The 14,032-nt window shown below is 46.2% G+C and carries 16 protein-coding genes; all 16 read left to right on the top strand.

Annotated features, from left to right (window positions below; translation table 11 throughout):
- Positions 1-48 precede the first annotated feature (48 nt).
- The 16 genes from BLQ32_RS12080 to atpG all read left to right on the top strand — a co-directional run bounded on the left by BLQ32_RS12080 (position 49) and on the right by atpG (position 13,850).
- Positions 49-1,041: an L-threonylcarbamoyladenylate synthase gene (locus tag BLQ32_RS12080; RefSeq protein WP_074510518.1), complete on the top strand. Its 993-nt coding sequence runs from the start codon at positions 49-51 to the stop codon at positions 1,039-1,041.
- 24 nt (positions 1,042-1,065) lie between these two features.
- Positions 1,066-1,518 carry a low molecular weight protein arginine phosphatase gene (locus tag BLQ32_RS12075; RefSeq protein WP_074510517.1) on the top strand — a complete coding sequence of 151 codons (453 nt, stop codon included), beginning with the start codon at positions 1,066-1,068 and terminating at the stop codon, positions 1,516-1,518.
- 177 nt (positions 1,519-1,695) lie between these two features.
- Positions 1,696-2,133: a ribose 5-phosphate isomerase B gene (gene rpiB, locus BLQ32_RS12070; RefSeq protein ID WP_074510516.1), complete on the top strand. Its 438-nt coding sequence runs from the start codon at positions 1,696-1,698 to the stop codon at positions 2,131-2,133.
- A gap of 17 nt (positions 2,134-2,150) precedes the next feature.
- Complete coding sequence (locus tag BLQ32_RS12065; RefSeq protein WP_036809783.1) at positions 2,151-2,735, top strand: TIGR01440 family protein; 585 nt, start codon at positions 2,151-2,153, stop codon at positions 2,733-2,735.
- Positions 2,722-3,957, top strand: coding sequence for a serine hydroxymethyltransferase (locus BLQ32_RS12060; RefSeq protein ID WP_053167033.1), 1,236 nt, complete (start codon positions 2,722-2,724; stop codon positions 3,955-3,957). Before BLQ32_RS12065 ends, BLQ32_RS12060 begins: the two co-directional genes overlap by 14 nt.
- 166 nt (positions 3,958-4,123) lie before the next feature.
- Positions 4,124-6,292 (top strand): EAL domain-containing protein, encoded by a 2,169-nt coding sequence (locus BLQ32_RS12055; RefSeq protein WP_074510515.1) that lies wholly within the window; start codon positions 4,124-4,126, stop codon positions 6,290-6,292.
- 138 nt (positions 6,293-6,430) lie between these two features.
- On the top strand, positions 6,431-7,060 hold the full coding sequence (upp, locus tag BLQ32_RS12050) for a uracil phosphoribosyltransferase (RefSeq protein WP_036809789.1): 630 nt from the start codon (positions 6,431-6,433) through the stop codon (positions 7,058-7,060).
- 183 nt (positions 7,061-7,243) lie between these two features.
- Positions 7,244-8,341 carry a non-hydrolyzing UDP-N-acetylglucosamine 2-epimerase gene (wecB, locus tag BLQ32_RS12045; RefSeq protein ID WP_217629838.1) on the top strand — a complete coding sequence of 366 codons (1,098 nt, stop codon included), beginning with the start codon at positions 7,244-7,246 and terminating at the stop codon, positions 8,339-8,341.
- Between the two features lie 238 nt (positions 8,342-8,579).
- Positions 8,580-8,801 carry an AtpZ/AtpI family protein gene (locus BLQ32_RS12040; protein WP_036809794.1) on the top strand — a complete coding sequence of 74 codons (222 nt, stop codon included), beginning with the start codon at positions 8,580-8,582 and terminating at the stop codon, positions 8,799-8,801.
- Positions 8,802-8,804: 3 nt separating this feature from the next.
- Entirely contained in the window at positions 8,805-9,176 is a 372-nt protein-coding gene (locus tag BLQ32_RS12035) for an ATP synthase subunit I (RefSeq protein WP_036809798.1), read from the top strand.
- 27 nt (positions 9,177-9,203) lie between these two features.
- Complete coding sequence (atpB, locus tag BLQ32_RS12030; RefSeq protein WP_036809801.1) at positions 9,204-9,914, top strand: F0F1 ATP synthase subunit A; 711 nt, start codon at positions 9,204-9,206, stop codon at positions 9,912-9,914.
- Between the two features lie 58 nt (positions 9,915-9,972).
- The gene (gene atpE, locus BLQ32_RS12025; RefSeq protein ID WP_006829234.1) at positions 9,973-10,197 is read left to right on the top strand and encodes a F0F1 ATP synthase subunit C; all 225 of its coding nucleotides are present in this window, start codon (positions 9,973-9,975) and stop codon (positions 10,195-10,197) included.
- A 164-nt stretch (positions 10,198-10,361) separates the two neighbouring features.
- Complete coding sequence (atpF, locus tag BLQ32_RS12020) at positions 10,362-10,883, top strand: F0F1 ATP synthase subunit B (RefSeq protein ID WP_036809805.1); 522 nt, start codon at positions 10,362-10,364, stop codon at positions 10,881-10,883.
- The gene (locus tag BLQ32_RS12015; protein ID WP_074510513.1) at positions 10,880-11,410 is read left to right on the top strand and encodes a F0F1 ATP synthase subunit delta; all 531 of its coding nucleotides are present in this window, start codon (positions 10,880-10,882) and stop codon (positions 11,408-11,410) included. The genes atpF and BLQ32_RS12015 overlap by 4 nt, the downstream gene beginning before the upstream one ends.
- 28 nt (positions 11,411-11,438) lie before the next feature.
- Complete coding sequence (gene atpA, locus BLQ32_RS12010; RefSeq protein WP_036809809.1) at positions 11,439-12,947, top strand: F0F1 ATP synthase subunit alpha; 1,509 nt, start codon at positions 11,439-11,441, stop codon at positions 12,945-12,947.
- A gap of 48 nt (positions 12,948-12,995) precedes the next feature.
- Positions 12,996-13,850 (top strand): ATP synthase F1 subunit gamma, encoded by an 855-nt coding sequence (gene atpG, locus BLQ32_RS12005; RefSeq protein WP_036809811.1) that lies wholly within the window; start codon positions 12,996-12,998, stop codon positions 13,848-13,850.
- Positions 13,851-14,032: the final 182 nt, after the last annotated feature.

Genomic DNA, 14,032 nt, shown 5'->3' with positions numbered 1-14,032 from the left:
ATTTGTGGATAGATTTATATAAAACCAGTAAAAATAGGAGATGTTCACATGGAAACGGAAATTATTCTTGTGGATAAAAACGTGAATAAAGAAGAAACTTATTCACAAGCTGTGGAAATCCTTCGGAACGAAGGCCTTGTCGCCTTTCCGACAGAAACAGTTTACGGTTTAGGCGCAGATGCCACAAATCCACAAGCCGTTGAAAAGATTTTCGAGGCAAAAGGACGGCCGGCGGATAATCCGCTGATTGTCCATGTCGATTCGAAAGAAAGTGCATTGGAATGGGTGCAGAATGTTCCGGATAAAGCACTTCAGTGCATGGATGCTTTTTGGCCGGGTGCATTGACTTTGATCATGAAGTCCAAGCCGGATGCTTTCGCTGAAAATGTTACGGCAGGCTTGTCTACAGTGGGGATTCGTGTCCCGAACCATCCCGTTGCGTTAAACTTGCTGAGACGGGTGAAATTACCGATTGCTGCACCCAGCGCGAACACCAGCGGCAAACCGAGCCCTACGCTTGCAGAACACGTCTACCACGATATGGAAGGCATCATTCCTCTCATTCTGGATGGAGGGGCAACTGCCATCGGCATCGAATCGACGGTTCTGGATATGACATGCGAACCGCCTGTCATTTTGCGTCCTGGAAATATCACAAAAGAGGATCTGGAACAAGTGATCGGCACGGTGCGCCTGTCTTCGGATATCCAAGGCAATGCACCGAAGTCGCCTGGCATGAAGTACATGCATTATGCACCTGAAGCTCCTGTCTATTTGATTGAAAACGATCAGGCCTTGGTAGAAAAAGCAATTGAACATGTTCAGAAAGACGGAAAAAAAGTGGCGGTTTTAAGCACAGTTGAATTTCCGCTGGCCGATTATTATTTTCGGTTGTCCGCCGAAACCTTGTACGATAGTTTGCGGAAATGCGACCGCACAGATGTGGACCTGATTTTGGCTACAGTATCTCCGGCGCCAAAACGGAATGTGGCCATGATGAACAGATTGGAAAAAGCAGCAGACCATAAATGGTTTAGCTAATCTATTCTTAAGGTGGGGGATACGATGAAGATTTTCTTTGTATGTACAGGCAATACGTGCCGCAGCCCGATGGCAGAAGCGATTTTGACTGCGAAAGAGCTGCCGGGCGTTGAAGTCCGTTCCGCCGGCATCTTTGCTGGCGAAGCGCCTTTGTCTGCAAATGCCCAGACCGTTTTGGACGGGGCAGGGATTTCTTTTGAGCACACTTCGAAGCAGCTTTTGCCAAATGATATGGAATGGGCAACGCTGATTTTGACGATGACGAATTCGCATAAACAGTTTTTGCTGCAGCACTACCCGGCCTTCGCTGGCAAACTCTACACACTGAAAGAATTTGCGAGTGGAACAGCATCAGATGTCAGCGATCCTTACGGCGGCTCTCTGTTCACTTACCAGCAGACCTTCAATGAACTGAAAGCATTGATTGACCGGGTTGTAGAGAAGCTCACTGAAGAAGAAGCGGCAGAAAAGAACTGATTGAAGGAAAGCCATTTGCGCAACTGCAAATGGCTTTTTTCTTTGCTTATTTTTCTGCCAAGTTGCCGCAACAGCGGGTTTGTAGGATTTTTTAGTTATTGATGTTAGAATGAAAGAAAAGTGAAGATTTTATTTTAAAAGTTTTCACTTCACCAGAAAAAGAAAAGAGGGCTATTCATGAAAATTGCTATATCATCTGACCACGGCGGGAACAATCTCCGCAAAGAGATCGTGAATTTAATGAACGAGATGGGAATAGAGTATCAGGATTTCGGGCCGCATACAGACGACTCCGTCGACTATCCGGACTATGCAAAACCGGTAGCAGAGGCCGTAGCAAAAGGTGAATTTGACCGCGGTATTCTGATTTGCGGAACAGGCATCGGCATGTCGATTGCAGCAAACAAAGTAAAAGGCATCCGTTGTGCTTTGGTGCATGACGTATTCAGTGCAAAAGCGACAAGAGGCCATAACGATTCGAATGTTTTAGCTATGGGTGAACGCGTTGTCGGGCCTGGATTGGCGCGCGAAATTGCCCGCACTTGGCTGACGGAAGAATTTGAAGGCGGCAGACACCAGAAGCGCGTCCAAAAAGTAACAGACCTCGAACAATAATAAAAGGAGTGGTCGATATGCAAACCTTGTGGCAGCTTCAGCTGGAAGAGACGTTAAGTGAATTGGAACAACAGATTCAATTTAGAAAAGGTCAAGTGTTTGTGGTCGGCTGCTCCACTTCGGAAGTGGCAGGGAAACGGATTGGTACAGGCGGCACTTTGGATATTGCGGAAGATTTATACGAACCGCTCCAAAATTTTGCTGAGCGCCACCGGATTTACCTCGCTTTTCAAGGCTGCGAACACATCAACCGGGCATTGACGATCGAACGGGAAGCAGCGGAAAAGTATGGCTGGGAGCCGGTAACCGTTGTCCCGATGCCGAAAGCCGGCGGTTCGATGAGTGCATTTGCCTATACGAGCATGAAAGATCCGGTTGTGGTTGAAGAAGTACAGGCGCATGCCGGAATTGACATCGGACAGACAATGATTGGCATGCATTTAAAAAGAGTCGCCGTTCCGGTGCGAACTTCTGTTAAACTAGTAGGTGAAGCGATTGTGTCAGCTGCAACTACCCGGCCGAAGTTGATTGGCGGAGAACGCGCAAGGTACGATCGTGAGCTTGTCCAATTACAGGAGGGATACACAGATGGAATTGATTAAAACGCAGGACCCGGCAGTTTACGAAGCAATGAATGCAGAGAAAGAACGTCAGGAAGCGAACATAGAACTAATTGCTTCTGAAAACTTTGTATCACAAGCAGTAATGGAGGCTCAGGGTTCAGTCCTTACAAACAAGTATGCTGAGGGATACCCGGGCAAACGCTATTATGGCGGATGCGAGTTTGTAGACGTTGTGGAAAACATTGCACGTGACCGCCTGAAAGAAATTTTTGGAGCTGAACATGCAAACGTTCAGCCACACTCCGGATCGCAGGCAAATATGGCCGTATACACAGCAGTCCTTGAAAAAGGCGACACAATCCTAGGGATGAACTTGAACCATGGCGGGCACTTGACGCATGGCAGCAAAGTCAACTTCAGCGGAATGCAGTATAACTTCGTTGAGTACGGAGTTAATGAAGAAACACAATTAATCGATTACGAAACGGTGCGCGCAGCAGCGCTTGAACATAAACCGAAAATGATCGTAGCGGGAGCCAGTGCCTATTCACGCGTTTTGGATTTTGCGAAATTCCGTGAAATTGCCGATGAAATCGGTGCGTACTTAATGGTGGATATGGCCCATATCGCAGGCCTGGTTGCAGTTGGCGCACATCCGAACCCGGTGCCTCATGCTCATTTCGTGACTTCAACGACGCACAAGACGCTTCGCGGACCACGCGGCGGTTTGATCCTTTGCAAAGAAGAATTCGCGAAGAAAATCGATAAAACAATTTTCCCTGGAATTCAAGGCGGCCCGCTTATGCATGTTATTGCAGGTAAAGCAGTAGCGTTCGGAGAAGCACAAAAGCCGGAATTCAAAACTTATGTCGAACAAGTGGTTAAAAATGCACAAGCGCTTGCAGAAGGCTTGAAGGCAGAAGGCGTTGACATCGTTTCCGGAGGGACAGACAACCACCTGATGCTCGTCGACCTTCGTTCACTGAATTTGACAGGAAAAGTGGCGGAGCATGTGCTTGATGAAGTGGGAATCACGACAAATAAAAACACCATCCCATTTGATCCACAAAGCCCGTTTGTCACTTCAGGGATCCGTCTTGGAACGCCTGCTGTCACTTCGCGCGGATTTAAAGAACCGGAAATGAAAGAAATTGCTTCCATCATGGCGTTGTTGTTGAAAAACCCGGAAGATGAAGCGGTGAAAAAAGAAGCTACAGAACGGACGGCTAAGCTAACGGCTAGTTTTCCATTGTACAAATAAGGGAATACAGCTGCCAAAGATTTAATTCAGGCAGCTGTTTTTTTCCTCTTATATATAAAAAGAAGATTCAATCGGAGCGAGGATCTGCATCTCCTTGATTGAGAATGGATCCAATCAAAATTATACTGACCGTTATAGCGGGACAAAGCTTATGGGGGATTTGCGTATGCCAATACAACAAATAAATAAAGAAAAGCGCATCATCATGGATTGGCTGCGCCGTCTTGGGGTTGAATTTCAAACAGGGTTTGTCGTATTAAACCATGACGCCCCGGACACCCCAATCATCTATGCCAACCGTGCCTTTTGCGAGATGAGCGGTTTTTCAGAAGAAGAGATTATCGGAAACAACGGGAGATTTATGCATGGAGCAAAAACGGATAAAGAAGTGGTGCGTAATATCCGGGAATGCATCGATTCTGAGACCGCTTGTACATACGAATTAATCAACTACCGCAAAGATGGTGTTCCTTTTTGGAACGAAATTACCGTTCAGCCCATCAATGTCCGGAAAAACGCTGGAGCATATACGTTAATGCTGCAGCGGGACATTACGGACCGAAAACAGACGGAATCGCTGATCAAGCTTCAGCAGGAAACCTACAACGATATTGAAAAAGGCTATATGCTGAGTGTCCTTTTGCAGAAATCCTGTACGATGGTTGAATCGTTCTTTCCGGATGATGCGAAATGCACCGTGATGCTGGTGGATGAGAACGGCCGCTTTCGTATAGGCGCAGGAAGTTCGATGCCAAAAAAGTTTAATGAAACGGTGGATGGCGCTTTAGTAGAAGAAACGGGCGGCACGTGCGGTGCGGCCTATCACCGGAGAGCGCCGGTGATTGTTGAAAACATGCTGGCCGATCCGCTTTGGGACGGCTATCAGGAACTGGTCAAAAGCATGAAGTTCGTGTCGAGCTGGTCCGTTCCAATTTTTGATACGGATGGCAACCCGAGCGGCACTTTTGGCATTTATTTTGAAAAGCCTATGCTGCCGACCGGAAAACAAATGGCCTTTATCGAACAAATTGCCCCCATTGTTTCGTTGACGATGAAGTATTTTCATCAGCAGACGGAAATACTGGAATTGGCTTATGTGGATAAAGAAACTGAATTGCCGAACCGCAACTACTTTATGAATGAAGTAAAAGAGATGCTGTCCGAGCATAAAGAAGGCTTCATCGCTTTTATTTCTGCTGATGAATATGTAAAAGTGGTGGATCAGTACGGACACCGGGCAGGGGATTCCTTGGTCCGGGAAATGGGGAAACGCTTTTTGCGTTCGAAACTGCCTGCCGATCATCTGGTTGCCCGTTTTTCCGACTCGACCATTGCCTTGTTTTGTTTAACGCCGCTGGTTAAAGTGCCTGATTATTTAGAGGTGCTTTCCCAAATTGATCCGATTAACATCGAAGACATGGAGTTGTTTTTGACCATGAAGATGGGAATTGCACTGATCACGCCAAACCAGCAGGATCCGAATGAATTGATCCGCCATGCAGACAGCGCGCTTTCCAAAGCCAAACTGCGCGCGGGGGAATCCACCTGCTATTATGAAAATGAACACGATGAATCGATGATGAAGGATTTGCGGATTGCCAATGAACTGACGGCGGCGTTAAGACGGGAAGAAATAGACGTCCATTTGCAGCCGAAAGTGGAACTGTCGACCGGCAAAATTATGAGCTTTGAAGCTTTGGCGCGATGGAACTCACCGGAACTTGGCACCATCGCACCGGATGTTTTTATTCCCGTCGCGGAAAAGAACGGCAAAATCCGTATGCTGGAGCAGAGCCTGCTGAAGCGCGTTCTAAGCTGGCTGAAAACTCGGCAGGACAAAGGCTTGGAACTGAGCCAAGTGGCAATTAATGTGTCAACGGATCACTTTTTCCACCATTCGTTTATCCCATATTTGGTCGACCAGACGGCTGAGTACGGCATCGAACCGAAATGGATTCAGCTGGAGATCACAGAACGCATTGGATTTGTCGATATTGAAACCGCTTATAAAGTGTTTAAACAGCTGCTCAACTATGGTTTTGCCAGCTCGATCGATGATTTCGGAACGGGCTACTCGTCATTGAGCTATTTGCAGAAACTGCCGGTGACGGAAATTAAAATCGACCGTTCTTTCATTAATAATATGCATGAACAGCAAACGCTCGCGATTGTCCGGACCATTATCCAACTGGCCGAAAACTTGGGCATGCGCGTCGTAGCGGAAGGTGTGGAAACCGAAGAGCAGAAGAGAATGCTGCTTGTTTTAGGGTGCCGCATCGGGCAAGGCTATTTTTATTACCGGCCGATGTCGCTTGATGAAGCCAATTTGCTGTAAACCGGATCCTTAAGGATCCGGTTTTTTATTTCCCAGGAAATAAAAAATCTGAAAAGTCGCAATCCGCTGGTGAGCCCCTGCCGGCAGAAAAATTCTGTTATACTATTTTAGATGACTTTTGAAAAGGAGAGGTGCAACGTGGGAAAAGTATATGTATTTGATCATCCGCTGATTCAGCATAAATTGACGTACATCCGCGACAAATCAACGGGAACAAAAGAATTCCGGGAATTGGTCGATGAAATTGCAACGTTAATGGCCTTTGAAATCACGAGAGATCTGCCGCTAAAAGAAATCGAAGTGGAAACGCCGGTCCAACTGGCAACTTCAAAAGTGCTTGCAGGCAAGAAATTGGGGATTGTCCCTATTCTACGCGCCGGCATTGGCATGGTTGATGGAATTTTAAAATTGATCCCAGCAGCAAAAGTGGGGCATATCGGTTTGTACCGTGATCCTGAAACTTTGCAGCCGGTTGAATACTACTTGAAATTGCCGTCCGATGTACAAGAACGCGAATTCATCGTTGTTGATCCAATGCTTGCTACAGGCGGATCTGCCATCGAAGCTGTCAATTCACTGAAAAAGCGAGGAGCAACAAAAATTCGTTTCATGTGCATTATTGCAGCACCGGAAGGCGTAGAAGCATTCCAGGAAGCGCATCCTGACGTAGACGTTTACATCGCGGCATTGGATGAGAAACTGAATGACCACGGTTATATCGTTCCTGGCCTTGGAGATGCAGGCGACCGTCTATTCGGAACAAAATAATATAAGCAGCCGTGCCTATAAAAAGCCCCTTGAAAGTCTGACAGGCCAAAAGGGGATGGGCGCAGCAGCTAAGCCATAAGAAAAACGTAAGCGAATCCACCTCTGCACGTAAGCATCAAAAAGGTCCGGTGGATTCCGCATAAGAAGAAGTGAGGGATAGGCTTGTCGAAAAAGTGGAAAGTAATGACGATTTTTGGCACGCGGCCTGAAGCGATTAAAATGGCGCCACTTGTCCTGGAACTGAAAAAGTATCCGGAAAGCATTGAACCATTGGTCGCGGTGACCGCCCAGCATCGTGAAATGCTTGATCAAGTTCTTGAAACGTTTCAAATCACTCCGGATTTCGATTTGAACATAATGAAAGACCGCCAAACATTAAGCGACGTTACAACGCGTGCGCTGAATGGCTTGGACGGCATCATGAAACAAGCGAAACCGGATATTGTGCTTGTGCACGGAGACACCACGACAACTTTTGTGGCAAGCCTGGCTGCTTTCTATAACCAGATTGCCGTCGGACATGTAGAGGCCGGATTGCGGACGCATAATAAATACTCGCCGTATCCCGAAGAGATGAACCGGCAATTGACGGGAATATTGGCGGATATCCATTTTTCGCCTACGGAAAAATCCGCACAGAATCTGCGCACAGAGAACAAGCCGGAGACGAGCATCTATGTGACAGGCAATACAGCAATCGATGCACTCAAAACGACGGTCCAGGAAACTTACAGCCATCCGATTTTAGAAAAGATGGGTACGGACCGAATGATTTTGCTGACAGCTCACCGCCGTGAAAACCTGGGAGAACCGATGCGCAATATGTTCCGGGCCATCAAGCGTCTGCTTGCGGAGTTTGAAGATGTACAAGTGGTTTATCCGGTCCATATGAATCCGGCAGTCCGCGAAGTGGCAGATGAAGTTCTTGGGCGCGACCCAAGAATCCATTTGATTGAGCCATTGGAAGTGCTGGACTTCCATAACTTTGCCGCACGCTCGTTTCTCATTTTGACGGATTCAGGCGGCATTCAGGAAGAAGCTCCTTCGCTCGGAAAACCGGTACTGGTTTTGCGGGATACGACGGAACGTCCGGAAGGCATAGAAGCGGGAACGCTGAAACTGGCAGGGACGGACGAAGAAACGATTTACCGCATGGCCAAAGAGCTTTTGTCGGACCGCGAAGCATATGCGGCGATGTCCCATGCATCGAATCCTTACGGAGACGGTGAAGCTTCACGCCGAATTGTGGAAGCTCTTTTGGAATACTTTTCTGCTAAGTGAAGAAGGAATCGGGCCAAAGAGAAGTTTGTTTGAAAATTTGTCAACAATATGACAGATGGAAAATCGCTTGTGAACAATTTCACTTCTAGGAATTGACATGATTTTACCCCTATTGTATGCTTACAAAGGGTATGCATGAGAAGGTTTTCATACATAGAAGATGTTGTTCTGAAAGCCTGATGCGACTGCTCTTTTCAAGGGTTAAATGTCAAATCAAACGAAACTCGAGGGGTTTATCATGCGCCCAACAAAAAGTCCCTTACAAGCGATGGTTCTTTACAGTTCCATCCTCTCGCAACTTGTCGGGTCCGTGCTCATCGGTCTTTTCACAGGTATGTGGCTCGATGAACGATTCGGAACCGCGCCGCTCTTCTTGATCATCGGCCTATTTGCAGGATTAGCCATCGGTATATGGGCGATGCTTCAAACTATTCGAAAATTCGATTCAGGAGACCCGTAAAAAATGGATGGACTTAGGGAAATTTATACAAGACTTAAAAAGATGATGTACTTCATCCTGGCGGCATTCGTTATTGGTTGGGGGTTTACCTCTTATCAAGAAGTTTTCGCAGGTCTGATTATCGGTTCCCTGTTCGGCATTTACAATATGTGGATTCTGGTTCGGCGGATGGAAGGATTTGACCGGGCGGTGGCAGAAGGCTCGAAGGTTCGTTCTCTAGGAACGGCATTACGGTTTGCATCAGGTGTTGCAGCAGTGGCGATAGCCATTCTTTTCGCTGAGTACATTCACTTGGTCAGTACGGTAATTGGATTGATGATCCCGTATGTTCTGTTGTTGGCAGAACGGATTGTTTATCATGTGAAACACCATTAATAAAGTGGAAAGAGAGGTGAAACTATCGTGGAACATGGCGCACCAATGAGAGAGTTTTTGGGGATGTCATTTAACTTGTCAAACATAATGATGCTTCTTGTAGCCGCTCTTATCGTTTTCCTAATTGCATTTATCTCTACCCGGAACCTGAAGCTGAAGCCAACAGGTATGCAAAACTTTATGGAATGGGTAATGGATTTTGTTAAAGGCCTCATCAAGAGCAACATGGACTGGAGAGACGGCGGACGATTCCACGTGCTTGGAATTACGCTGATCATGTTCATTTTCGTGTCGAATATGCTCGGGCTGCCTTTTGCAATAGTTGTCAACGGAGATCTTTGGTGGAAATCACCAACTGCTGATCCGACGGTAACAATGACATTGGCCGCTACAGTTATCATTTTGAGCCATTATTATGGCATCAGATTGAAAGGGTTGGGACAATACAGCGCAGGCTATTTAAAGCCGATGCCATTCTTGTTCCCGCTTAAGATCATTGAGGAATTCGCAAATACGCTGACACTCGGTCTGCGTCTTTACGGTAACATCTATGCCGGTGAAATCTTGCTTACATTGTTGGCAGGGCTTGCATCAGCAAGTGCTTTCGGATTTGTAGCCGCCATCCTACCGATGATGGCATGGCAAGGGTTCTCAATCTTTATCGGAGCAATCCAAGCGTTTATTTTCGTTATGTTAACGATGGTTTATTTATCGCACAAAGTTGCCGACGACCATTGAGTATAAATTGCTCGTCTTGAGCAAAAAAAAACAATTATCCTGAGGAGGACATTTTACAATGACAGGTTCATTAGGTTTATTAGCAGCAGCAATCGCAGTAGGTTTAGCAGCACTAGGCGCAGGTATTGGTAACGGTCTTATCGTTTCTAAAACAGTTGAAGGTATCGCTCGCCAGCCAGAAGCTCGTGGCGTTCTACAAACAACTATGTTCATCGGGGTAGCATTGGTTGAAGCATTGCCAATCATCGCGGTAGTAATCGCATTCATCGTAATGAACCAATAGTCTGTACTTCTCATACATTAAACAGAATGGCGGGAATGCTTCGGCATAATTTTCGCCATTTATGTTTGTATGACCCTTTGATTTTGGAAAACCATTCTTTTGCATAAAAAGATCTTACTATAGAAGAAACTGAATTTTAGGCTCTTGAAGGGAGTGAAACAATCGTGTTTTTTGATCACCTCGTACTCGGTGCAACCGGGGAATTTTTAAACACCGGAGATATCTTAGCAACACTCGTTATTTTCATCTTATTGATGTTGCTATTGAAAAAATTCGCATGGGGTCCTTTGATGGGCGTAATGCAACAGCGTGAAGACTTGATCGCTAGCGAAATCGAAACAGCTGAAAACAGCCGTCAGGAATCGCAGAAATTGCTTGAAGAACAGCGCAGCTTATTGAAAGAAGCGCGTACTCAAGCGCAGGAAATCGTAGAAACTGCCAAAAAACAAGGCGAAGTTTCGCGTCAGGATATTATCGCGACAGCGCGTACTGAAGCTAGCCGCATGAAAGATTCGGCAGTCCAGGAAATCGCGAACGAGCGGGAAAAAGCTGTAGCAGCAGTACGCGAAGAAGTTGTCGCATTGTCTATGCTTGCAGCATCTAAAGTACTGAACAAAGAAATCAGCGAAGAAGACAACCGTCAGTTGATTAACGAAACGATTGCGAAGGCAGGCGACATACAATGAGCCAAGCTTCAGAACGTTATGCACTAGCTTTGTTCCAGATTGCAAACAAGCATGATGCTTCAGAAGAAGTGGAAGCGGATTTGCGTGAAGTAAAAAAAGTGTTTGTGGATAACCCGGTTTTGCTGAACCTTCTGGGTTCGCCTAAATTATCTGCAGAAAAAAGAAAAAATGCTATTTCAGCACTTTTTGCCCAAGGAAATGAGTATGTCGTCAACACATTGCAGTTGCTGGCAGAACGCAGACGCTTGGAAGAAGTGGAAGATGTAGTAGACCAATATATTTCCTTGACCAATGAAGCCAAAGGAATTGAAGATGCAAAAGTGTATTCGGTAAGTCCATTGACTGAAGAAGAGCGTGCATCCATTTCTTCAACATTTGCCAAGAAAATCGGCAAACAATCTTTGCGAATTGAAAACATCATCGATCCTTCCTTAATCGGCGGATTGCGTCTTCAAATCGGAAACCGTATTTATGACAGCAGCATTTCTTCCAAATTGGAGCGTTTGCAGCGTCAACTGATCGGTTAATTTATGAAATTATGAGAGGGTGACACACATGAGCATCAAAGCTGAAGAAATCAGTGTCCTGATTAAACAGCAGATTGAAAGCTATCAATCTGAATTGAAAGTTGACGATATCGGTACAGTAATCACAGTTGGTGACGGTATCGCTCGTGTTCATGGCCTCGACAACGTCATGGCTGGAGAACTTATTGAGTTCTCAACTGGTGTAATGGGTATGGCACAAAACTTGGAAGCCAACAACGTTGGTATCATCATCCTTGGGCCTTTCGCAGACATCAAAGAAGGCGATGAAGTACGTCGAACTGGCCGTATCATGGAAGTGCCAGTAGGACCAGAACTAATTGGACGCGTAGTAAACCCACTTGGACAGCCAGTTGATGGTTTGGGTCCAATCAACACAACAAAATCTCGTCCAATCGAAAGCCCTGCACAAGGTGTTATGGCCCGTAAATCGGTTCATGAACCGCTTCAAACAGGGATCAAAGCGATTGACGCGCTAGTGCCGATCGGCCGTGGACAGCGTGAATTGATCATCGGTGACCGCCAGACAGGTAAAACGTCTGTAGCAATCGATACGATCTTGAACCAAGCTGACCAAGACATGATCTGTATCTATGTTGCAATCGGACAAAAAGAATCTACTGTACGTAACGTAGTAGAAACTTTCCGCAAAAACGGAGCTCTTGATTACACAATCGTTGTAACAGCTTCTGCTTCACAGCCAGCTCCACTATTGTACTTGGCTCCTTATGCAGGTATCACAATGGCAGAGGAATTCATGTTTGACGGCAAACATGTATTGATCGTCTATGATGATTTGACTAAACAAGCATCTGCTTACCGCGAACTTTCACTATTGCTTCGTCGTCCTCCAGGCCGTGAAGCTTATCCAGGGGATGTTTTCTACTTGCACTCACGGTTATTGGAACGTGCTGCGAAATTGAACGAAACGCTAGGCGCCGGTTCAATTACAGCTCTTCCATTCGTTGAAACGCAAGCGGGCGACATTTCTGCTTACATTCCAACTAACGTTATTTCGATCACTGACGGACAAATTTTCCTTCAGTCAGATCTATTCTTCTCCGGTGTACGTCCGGCAATCAACGCAGGTCTTTCTGTATCACGTGTAGGTGGTTCAGCACAGATCAAAGCAATGAAAAAAGTTGCAGGTACATTGCGTCTTGACTTGGCTGCTTTCCGTGAACTTGAGTCATTCTCTCAGTTCGGTTCAGACTTGGATGCAGCAACTGCAGCTAAACTTGAGCGCGGGAAACGTACGGTTGAAGTATTGAAACAAGACCTGAACAACCCGATTAAAGTTGAAAAACAAGTTGTTATTTTCTATGCGTTGACTCGCGGATTCCTTGATGACATTGCGATTCAAGACATTCAGCGTTTCGAAGCGGAATTGACAAGCTGGCTGGATTCCAACCACACTGAAATTTTGGATACTATTCGCAAAACACAAGGTTTGCCTTCTGACGAAGCATTTGGAGCAGCAATCAACGAATTCAAACGCACATTCGCTAAATCAGAGTAAGAACTTCGTTCGAAATAGAAGAAAAAATAATAAGGTGGTGAAATACCAGTGGCATCTTTACGCGACATAAAAAACCGAATTACGTCAACCAAGAAAACAAGCCAGATCACGCGGGCCATGCAGATGGTTTCTGCATCTAAGCTGAACCGTGCGGAAGTGAATGCGAAAGCATTCGTTCCCTACATGGATAAAATTCAGGACGTCGTCGCTTCTATTGCACAAGGTTCAACTGAAACCCACCCAATGATGACGACACGCCCTGTAGCAAAAACAGCTTACCTCGTGATCACATCGGATCGCGGTTTAGTCGGCGGATACAACAGTAATATTCTTCGTACAGTAATGGCGAGAATCCGCCAGCGCCATACATCCAATGACGAGTTTGTCATCCTCAGCGTTGGCCGTAAAGGACGGGATTTCTTTGCCAAGCAGGGAATGACGATTCTTGAAAGTGCAATCGCACTGCCGGATCACCCGACATTTGCTGACATTAAAGAAATCACGCGCAAAGCTGTTGGTATGTTCTCAGACGGTACGTATGACGAAGTTTATATGTACTACAATCACTTTGTCTCAGCTATTCAGCAAGAAGTTACTGAAAAGAAAGTTTTGCCATTAACGGATATCCAAGCGACTGGAGCAACTGCTTCTTATGAGTTTGACCCATCAGCTGAAGCCATTTTAGAAGTGCTTCTTCCGCAATATGCAGAAAGCTTGATTTTTGGTGCTGTTCTTGACGGCAAGGCAAGTGAACACGCTGCGTCCATGACCGCAATGAAAAGCGCAACCGACAATGCGAGCGAGTTGATCGATGGATTGACACTTTCATATAACCGGGCTCGCCAAGCTGCGATTACTCAGGAAATCACTGAAATCGTCGGCGGAGCAGCCGCACTCGAATAGAAAAGCGTAAGCACCCGTTAAGCCCCGACAGGCTTAAGGCGGACCGCGAGGAGGCTGTTGCCGCCGCAGCGGTCTGACTTTAAGACCCCGAGGGGCTGGGTGCTGAAGCTAGACAATAAAAGCGTAAGCGCCTGAACAGCTCCGGCAGGCAAGCTATGGCCAAATGAAATTTGGACCATAGC

This window comes from Planococcus glaciei, from assembly GCF_900099655.1.
In the GTDB taxonomy this organism is placed as follows: Bacteria; Bacillota; Bacilli; order Bacillales_A; family Planococcaceae; genus Planococcus; species Planococcus glaciei.
The sequence above is the reverse complement of the archived record's forward strand: the minus strand, read 5'-3'. Positions and strand labels throughout refer to the sequence as shown.

Bases quoted from the DNA above. Each gene is read 5' to 3' on its own strand.
- BLQ32_RS12080 (WP_074510518.1), top strand. From the start codon at position 49: ATGGAAACGGAAATTATTCTTGTGGATAAAAACGTGAATAAAGAAGAA.
- BLQ32_RS12075 (WP_074510517.1), top strand. From the start codon at position 1,066: ATGAAGATTTTCTTTGTATGTACAGGCAATACGTGCCGCAGCCCGATG.
- rpiB (WP_074510516.1), top strand. From the start codon at position 1,696: ATGAAAATTGCTATATCATCTGACCACGGCGGGAACAATCTCCGCAAA.
- BLQ32_RS12065 (WP_036809783.1), top strand. From the start codon at position 2,151: ATGCAAACCTTGTGGCAGCTTCAGCTGGAAGAGACGTTAAGTGAATTG.
- BLQ32_RS12060 (WP_053167033.1), top strand. From the start codon at position 2,722: ATGGAATTGATTAAAACGCAGGACCCGGCAGTTTACGAAGCAATGAAT.
- BLQ32_RS12055 (WP_074510515.1), top strand. From the start codon at position 4,124: ATGCCAATACAACAAATAAATAAAGAAAAGCGCATCATCATGGATTGG.
- wecB (WP_217629838.1), top strand. From the start codon at position 7,244: ATGACGATTTTTGGCACGCGGCCTGAAGCGATTAAAATGGCGCCACTT.
- BLQ32_RS12040 (WP_036809794.1), top strand. From the start codon at position 8,580: ATGCGCCCAACAAAAAGTCCCTTACAAGCGATGGTTCTTTACAGTTCC.
- BLQ32_RS12035 (WP_036809798.1), top strand. From the start codon at position 8,805: ATGGATGGACTTAGGGAAATTTATACAAGACTTAAAAAGATGATGTAC.
- atpE (WP_006829234.1), top strand. From the start codon at position 9,973: ATGACAGGTTCATTAGGTTTATTAGCAGCAGCAATCGCAGTAGGTTTA.
- BLQ32_RS12015 (WP_074510513.1), top strand. From the start codon at position 10,880: ATGAGCCAAGCTTCAGAACGTTATGCACTAGCTTTGTTCCAGATTGCA.
- atpA (WP_036809809.1), top strand. From the start codon at position 11,439: ATGAGCATCAAAGCTGAAGAAATCAGTGTCCTGATTAAACAGCAGATT.